This is a genomic window from Pleionea sp. CnH1-48, assembly GCF_024124665.1.
GTDB lineage: Bacteria > Pseudomonadota > Gammaproteobacteria > Enterobacterales > Kangiellaceae > JAMXSB01.
The window spans coordinates 1-7,735 of record NZ_JAMXSB010000028.1 but is presented as its reverse complement, the minus strand read 5'-3'; the positions used below and the strand labels follow the sequence as shown (position 1 = coordinate 7,735).

Below are 7,735 nucleotides of genomic sequence, written 5' to 3'. Positions count from 1 at the left end.
CCTTTAACTTTAAGAATGTTCTCACACAAACGGGCCGCTCAGTGATATCAGCAGGAGCCGCGCATTTTGTGATAAAGAATACTTATCAGGCAGGTCAATGGCAAAACCGACAGGTCTTGGCGAATGCCTTTGGTAGTGCGTTAGGCAATGCGATTGTTGAAGACAGGATTTATCATACTGCGAATTCTCCTCAGCCTTCTAAAATTACTATTATTAATGACGGTGGTATCCAGCTAACGGGGTTGGATACCGTTCCGACATCTAATTTTGAATTATCAGCACCGCCTGAAGACGGTGATTGGGTGTTTGAAAATGAGGATATCGGTGTTGGAACTGTTGTGCGAAGTGCGGCACGAGGGGCTGCAATCGGTAGAGCTAGACCCGGAGTCGCTCCGCCTCTTCCCGGGGCTCCTGTTCCTTATAACCCAGAAAGTGTTGAAGGAGACGCTTATCGTGCTGGGTTGCCACCTGTAAATTTTGACTTGTCCTTTGATTTGAATTCAGATTTCGACTGGGGCACCTTCTCTTCAATCATTGGTTCAGGAATTTCTAATAGTTTTGATGATTTGAGTATGAGCTGGTGGGAGTTGAACGGCAGCATCGATGGTAGGCTGGACGCATTTCAAACGCAGGTGTTGAATGAACAAATCGTGTTTGGAAAAAGTGCAACAGAGGCACTCTCATTTGTTAGCGAGAATCAATTTGAATCTCCCTATCTAGCTAATAAGATGAATCAGTTAGCTCTTGAAAGAGGGTTGAATCTGCAATATACACCAACGTATGAACTGGATTTCTCTGGAGCCGATTCATTAGGATTTAGTAGTTTATATGGCGAGATATTTGGTGCCTCTGAGGTAAATTTTGTAGGGACTCCGAATATAGGTTTGGGGGCAACCGAATACCCATCAGATAGACTGGTATTGCCACCATTGGCATTCCCTGCTGACAATGGGGCAGGGATTCCTTTAATCTATACGTCGCCTGAGCAATCTAACTTGCTGGCTGATTGGATGCCTCCTTTATCGGTTCCTGATATTGTATTGCCAACAACTATGACAACGCCTATATCTGAGAACAAGCCTATTATATATCTTTCAGAAAGTGCTAATAATGATAACTTAGGTGGAGATGGGCAATCAGCAGATGATTTTGAACCTTATACGACATATAGGGCTAGGATTAATCAAACACCTACGAACGGTTCTTGGGTTGGTGGAAGAGGGGAGTCAAAGTTCATTCATAATAACCCTGATGTCAATAGTAAACTCGCAGAGTTCGGTATTAATGGTATTGAGTATAAAAACGGTTATCCGAATTTTTCACCAACAACATTAATAGAGTATGATGTAGAGTCTATTGGTAAGACGAGAGCCAGCTTACATAGCAGAATGGACACACGTCTGTCTAAAGACCCTTAATTATATGAAATATCACAGGGGCATTTCGAGTCAGGTCAGAAAGTAACCTCTAAACAGGTAAGTGAGTGGCGTAGTTTGAATAAGTTGACATGGCATGAAGTGGAAAACATAAGAACCGTTCAGTTGGTTCCAAACATTGTCAATGCTAAATTTGGACATGTTGGCGGGTTTGGTGAGCAGAATGCCAAGTGGGCACAAGAGAAGAAGTGAATAAATTAATATGACCAGAATAAATCAGATTGCTAGGTCTGACTTTAAGTTTGACCTTGAAGAGTACTTATGGGTGAAAAAATATTCGATTGAGTTGTTTGGTGAATGTGTGTCTACCAACATATTTATACTCGGGGAAGAGGATGTTGAAATTGAAAATGAGCAAATAGTTGCGGTAAATGATTTTGTTGAGTATTTTCAAGAATATCTTGCGCAACTTGAAGAGAACCTTTTGCTATATTTTAAAGATAACTTAGATGATATCTGTTCCCGGTATGAAAGCGAGAGTCAAAAAAAGGTTGCGCTAAACGTAAATTCTGAAAGAGAGTTATCTAAAGTTATGAGTATTGAAGGGATATTGATTCCATATAGTTTTGATAAGAGTCAACTCGTTGTAGGATTTATGTTTCAGAGAAGTTGGGACCTTTCTCATAATCTTGGTGTTAAGTTTGTAAATAGAAAGCTAGTTATGATTGATGATGCCGCAGGTCTGTTATTCTGAGATAAGTTTTCCAAGAGGAGTGGTTTATGATTAAAAATTCAGCTATCTATATATCAGATCCATCTATGCTTGGTTCCCGGTTGTTTGATCGTTCTCCTGACATTATCTCTTATGAGACCTTTGAGAATGGTGAAACAAATATAGGGTTTAAGTTAGTATTAAGTTGGGGAGAAATTGTTTGTCATATTATGCAAGAAGATCAATTAGAGAAGCATATAGCCGGATACGAAGCTTATATGACCTCTCAAATTCAAGATAAAGAGGACTTAGTATATTTCTTAAGTCGCCTTCATTATGTTAGGACATGTTTAGGGTTAGAGATTTCTCACAAAGAGGGAATGGAGGAAGATGTTCATCAGTTTCTTTTTTCTCTTAATGAGGTACTTGCAGGCTTATTGTTTATGTATGACACGACATGGGACTGGTCAAGAGAAGCTTTGGGTGGGCCTCTCAAATAGTGTCTGTCTGTTCCGTCCACAGGATGATTGGTAATGTCCATATCATTTCAGGCGGGTTTTCGCTTAAAACCCGACCAAAATAGCATCGAGATTTAAGCTATTGAGATAGCAATCTCATGTTAAAAATACCGAGTTTTGAGGATTCGATCATTTTTAGCGCCATTTTTTAACAATTTGTTGTATTTCAGCCACGATGTATCAGGACAGTTGATTAATTGACTGTCCTGTTTTCGTTTATGGCATTTAATCTAGTGGTGGCAATTATGCAGCCTTTATGAGAAAGTTTGATTAAGCTAAAGTTAGAGTAGAGACAGCACTGCATCTTTCTTCTACCAAGATAAAAACGGCTGCTTTTTATTTTAGATAGTTGTCCTGTAAATTATTATATTACTGGACAACATGGACCAAAACCTCAAGGTGAGCTTTTGGAACTATTAAATTCAGTTAAAGGAGATAGAGAGAAAATAATTGATGTTCTTAGGCAGTGGGCAGCAATTTCGGAAGGCAGAAAATAATGGATTCAAAATCATTAAAAAGAGAACTGAGTGATTTGCTTTATGATAGCTGTGTTAATTATTTAGAGCAGTTTTCATCTGACTTTAATACAGAAAAAGTTTATGCTTTTTGTATTTTCTGTTCTGATGCATGTAGAAATATAGCTCTAGCTATTTCTACTAGAGAGAGCTTAGCAAGAAGAAAAAATAAAGGGGTTGGTAATGAACCAGAAAATTTCTATGAAGTTAATGCCTCTGAGTGGGAATATGTAAATAAGCACTATGAGCTGTTTGATAAGGTTGATGAGCTTATTGACTCATTGTATAACGAATTTTATGATGGCGAACTTGATGATGTTGATTTAGATCAGTTCGATGATGACCAGTTATGGGAGTTCATTTCCAACTTCTTCAACGAAGTTATTGTTCGCACTTTGAAACGTTTGAAAGAAAGTGGTGTGCTTGATGATGAAACGTTTGAAAAGGATGTTTTATTAGGTATTCAGTTCGGTGATCCCGATGAGAGTGGTGTGAAAATGATTGAAAATGTCTCTAGCCAAGTTAACTCAGAGTATTGGCATTGTAAGATAAAAGATAATTGTGATTATTTATTGTCACTTTCTTAAGTATGTTTCGTTTGTAGAATGACAAATATATTTTGGGGATTACTCAAGAGTGTTTTTTGTTTAAAGCTCGATTAAATAAGGCTCGAGCTTTAAGTTTTGAGATATATCTCGCAGATCAAACAAATCAGTTTTCAAACACTTTTAAGCTGCATTAAGGTTATCGTATGCAAGTATTGAAGGAAGGCTAAGGCGATAAGCGTCAATATGGTTTTTAGGGTTATAAAAGTAATGTTTTTATGAATAATAACAATAAGTTAAAGTGACTTTTCTCTCTTTGTAAACACCGCTTTATGTTACAATAACTACTCAGTCAATTAGCTTTTTACACGAGCTTTATTGATTGGTATTTTAGGTGCGGATGATATAACGGAGCCTAACAGTAATTTAAATGGCTTATCTTTTACTTTCGATCAATACCAATCCCTTCCGGTTGTTCAAGTTAAAAAGGTGCCCGAAAATACTTGGCCGGAAATTTCAGAAGATATTGTTCGATTAAGTGATGTCTTCTTTATCAATGAACCCAATGCGCAAAATATTACTGCAAGTATACCGCTTAACGATGTTTCTGAAGATGACTATTATCAGGTGAGGCTCTTCAGTCTGGCTGAGGGAGTCTATGGTGAGCGTCCTTTCTGGATCAGTGTGGTTTATGATGAGAAATTGAACAATCTACGTGAAATAAAATACTCTGTTGATAGGTTAAAAGGTATCTACTTTATTGGTCTAAAAAAAGTATCACCAGCAGGACCTGCATTATTAACACATGCCCCCATCCATTCAAATGTGAACTGTACGCCTAAATATGGTAAATACACACACATGATATGTACTGTTGGTGACAGTGAAATCAAAGTTCTCGATTTTTCTACATCAGCTAATCAAACTCGTTGGCAAGGTACAACAGTTGAAGAGCTCGCCAGTTGGATTCATAGCGCACAAACTGCAATGCAGAGTCTTGGCCTTTCTTACGATAAAAAAGTTACGGTTGAAATTAGAAAGTTTCGCAAGCCGAATGTTAAAGGGCAATTTAAAAGGGCATGGTATAATAATAAGTCAAAGTTTTATATGACATCTTCTGAAGAAACAAAAAACATGATGAGAGGTACTGCAGTGCACGAATATTTCCATCATGCGCAATATAGAAGCACTCAATCTGGAAGAGATAGATTACAAGAGGCTTCAGATGATAAAGGTGACTGGTTTATAGAAGGTACAGCACGCTGGTTTGAAGATTTCTCAACTCAGTTTGACTCATGGAATACCTATAGAGAATGGGAAAAAAAAGGTACGCGTATTTTTGAAAGTGGCCTTGCTGCTGTGCCGGATAAAAGAAATCCTTTTACTCGTGCTTATCAACGTTTTTCCTTCTACAAATTCCTTGAGTCCAAATGTCCAGCATTTGTAAACAACTTTCGCAATATGTTAAATATAGACGAAGGTTCTGATCCTAATGGTATTAAAAACTTCATTGCCCAATTAGGGCGTTCTAATTGTAATTTTGGGAATCATTTGGGCGCATCGAAAGCATCATCTATAGAAGCAGCTATAGTGTTCTATCAATATGCTACTATTAGGGAAAAAGATATTGAAAAGCTAGATCGCAATGAAGATAAAACCAAGTTTTCTTTCTATCAATATGGTAACTCAACGAATAATAGCAAATGGCAAACAATCAATGGTGTAAAGCAAATAAAAATGCACTCTATTGCTAGAGTGCCAGCTTATGGAGCTTACTCTTTGTACACTTTCCCTGACACTTGGAATGCTGTTGGCCAGAATCAAGAAGCTATCTTAAGGGTTACAACAAACTCTGGTTCCAATCCTCTGTTGGTTTCAATGTTAAGCAAATCGAGCGGATTTGTTGGAGACTCGACACTGGATGGATTTCAACACAAGAGTTATTACACTAGCGATCAATCGGAATATACCTTTGCTCAATCCGATATGAAGCCACTGCATATCACTTTGGTAAATCCAACAGGACAAGATATTGATGTCGGTGAAGTGACGTTTGAAATACGAGACAAACTGCATCCTCCGGTTAATATTATTACGCCTGTGAATAACGGGTATGAGAATAAACGGGTGACTTCAGTGGTTGGCTCAATTCCCAGCGGTGCATCCGATGTGAATCGGGTAATTGTTTCGAATGGATCATTTAAAACCATTGCTGCGGTTGCTACTGATGGAACATTTTCAGCTGACATTGTTATGACAATGGGGCAAAACACACTAGTTGTTCAAGGTTATAACGCTTCGGATTTAAATAACCCCCATTACAAGTGACAAAGTAGTTAATGTGACCGGTATTGAGAATACCTCCGGTGGAACCAATGCATTGGTGCCGTCAAAAGTTACGTTTGTTCTCAACTGGAAAACCAATGGAACAGACGTCGATATGTACTCGACAGATCGGCTTAGCAGAACAATCTATCATGGTAACAGAGTGGTTTCTCCTGGTTATCTCGATCATGACAACACCAGTGGTTACGGTCCAGAAGTAATAGCCTATCGAAATGTGAATGACAGTGTGTTTACAAACGGTCAATTTTATCTGGATGTTCATTTTTACAGTGGTTCGGTACCTACTTATTACAGCATCGATGTCATTTTGAATGAAACTGATGAAAATAATAAAGTAATCCGCCATTATGAAGCCGTACAACCCTTGCCTTATGGTCGAAGTTCTGAATCCGGCCCTAATGGAAGCGGGAGCTCTCGATTTAACGATATTCTTGCGGTGAGTTGTACCTCTTCTCAAATTTGTGGTATCGGCTTTGTGGACAATAGCAAGCTAACGGCGTTAAATGTGAGCCAGAAAATCTCAGATCAATCGGTTAGCAAACTGAATCGCAATTCGGTCCATAGTGAATTGAACCAAAGTTTGAAAAAGTCAGGCTTGGTCAATTGGAGTTGTAATAGTAAGAACGGGGCTAAAATCTGGCATTAATAAAAATATGGCAAGCTCTTTGTAAATTAAAACTTTGTTAAGCATCGTATTTTCGCTAAAGTTTACCTCACACGATAAGAGATATTAATTTTAACGATTGAATAGAGTAGATATTTGAGCTTTAATGGCCTTTCACTCAACAAGGAGGTAGGTTTTTAGTAGGGCAAAAGTTATCAACACTCTCGACGAATATGCATGGATACCCTTAGAAGTACTTAATACAAGAAATATCTCCTTATAAATCAATATATTAAGTAATACTACTCAGATTTTTCCCTGATAGTCGATACTTGAGTGTCAGCTTATAATACTCCTGGTCTAGGGCCTTGAGTCTTCATTGCGGTTCCTTGATGATGGAGGGCACTTTTTCTTTCTCTTATGTTCGGCTTAGTCGTGTTGGCAGGAATCCAATTCAGAAAAAAATGCTTCACCATCTAAGAGTTTTCCTGCGGCAATATCGTCATTGGCCTGAGCGGCTCTGGATTGCAACAATCGTAATTTGAGTGCTTCGGTGCTTTCATATTCTTCAGCAGAGTGTAGTGGTCTAATAAATTCGTACAAAGAGTGCTGTTCTTATATATGATAGAAAGAAAAGGTACGAATAAGATGAAAACCAAAACATACAGTCAAGAATTTAAGATTGAAGCAGCTAACTTGGTGTTAGAACAAGGGTATACGTATGAACAAGCTTGCAAAGCTGTCGGCGTAAGCCGTTCTGCGCTGAGCTTATGGATTAGGCAATTACGAGCTGAACGTTCCGGTGAGACACCGACAACAGGTCGAGCTCTTACTCCTGAACAACAGAAAATACAAGCATTAGAAGCTCAGTTAAGGCGTGCAGAACGGGAGAAAGAGATTTTAAAAAAGGCTACCGCTCTCTTAATGTCAGACTCCATCAAATCGTCTTATTGATTGATGAATTAAGAGAGAGTTATAAGTTGTGTGAAGTACTTTCTGCATTGAGTATTGCTCGTAGTAGTTACTCTTATCATCAACAAAAAAGACGAATACAGGATGTTGAACGAGAGCGTTTAAAAGCTAAAGTTATCGCTATTCATCAGGCAAGCCGAGGAGCGG

At 38.4% G+C, this 7,735-nt stretch carries 9 protein-coding genes; 8 read left to right on the top strand and 1 reads right to left on the bottom strand.

The features are described 5' to 3' along the window. From NH399_RS25140 to NH399_RS25110, 7 genes are all read left to right on the top strand, one after another. A partial coding sequence (locus NH399_RS25140; RefSeq protein WP_253044265.1) for a hypothetical protein occupies positions 1–1,418 on the top strand: 1,418 nt, incomplete at its 5' end. Between the two features lie 9 nt (positions 1,419–1,427). Beyond that, positions 1,428–1,628 carry an HNH endonuclease gene (locus tag NH399_RS25135; RefSeq protein ID WP_371876123.1) on the top strand — a complete coding sequence of 67 codons (201 nt, stop codon included), beginning with the start codon at positions 1,428–1,430 and terminating at the stop codon, positions 1,626–1,628. Positions 1,629–1,638: 10 nt separating this feature from the next. Beyond that, on the top strand, positions 1,639–2,130 hold the full coding sequence (locus NH399_RS25130; protein WP_253044262.1) for a hypothetical protein: 492 nt from the start codon (positions 1,639–1,641) through the stop codon (positions 2,128–2,130). Positions 2,131–2,156: 26 nt separating this feature from the next. Continuing rightward, positions 2,157–2,588, top strand: coding sequence for a hypothetical protein (locus tag NH399_RS25125; protein WP_253044260.1), 432 nt, complete (start codon positions 2,157–2,159; stop codon positions 2,586–2,588). Positions 2,589–3,102: 514 nt separating this feature from the next. Beyond that, positions 3,103–3,708: a DUF4303 domain-containing protein gene (locus NH399_RS25120; RefSeq protein WP_253044259.1), complete on the top strand. Its 606-nt coding sequence runs from the start codon at positions 3,103–3,105 to the stop codon at positions 3,706–3,708. A 336-nt stretch (positions 3,709–4,044) separates the two neighbouring features. After that, a complete protein-coding gene (locus tag NH399_RS25115; protein WP_253044257.1) occupies positions 4,045–5,994 on the top strand; it encodes a hypothetical protein in 1,950 nt (649 codons plus the stop codon). 13 nt (positions 5,995–6,007) lie between these two features. Further along, positions 6,008–6,658, top strand: coding sequence for a hypothetical protein (locus NH399_RS25110; RefSeq protein ID WP_253044255.1), 651 nt, complete (start codon positions 6,008–6,010; stop codon positions 6,656–6,658). 387 nt (positions 6,659–7,045) lie between these two features. Here the strand turns inward: NH399_RS25110 and NH399_RS25105 are convergent, their stop codons facing one another. Further along, positions 7,046–7,219, bottom strand: coding sequence for a hypothetical protein (locus tag NH399_RS25105; protein WP_253044254.1), 174 nt, complete (start codon positions 7,217–7,219; stop codon positions 7,046–7,048). Between the two features lie 45 nt (positions 7,220–7,264). Between NH399_RS25105 and NH399_RS25100 the strand changes: the two genes are divergently transcribed. Then, on the top strand, positions 7,265–7,570 hold the full coding sequence (locus tag NH399_RS25100; protein ID WP_253044252.1) for a transposase: 306 nt from the start codon (positions 7,265–7,267) through the stop codon (positions 7,568–7,570). Positions 7,571–7,735: the final 165 nt, after the last annotated feature.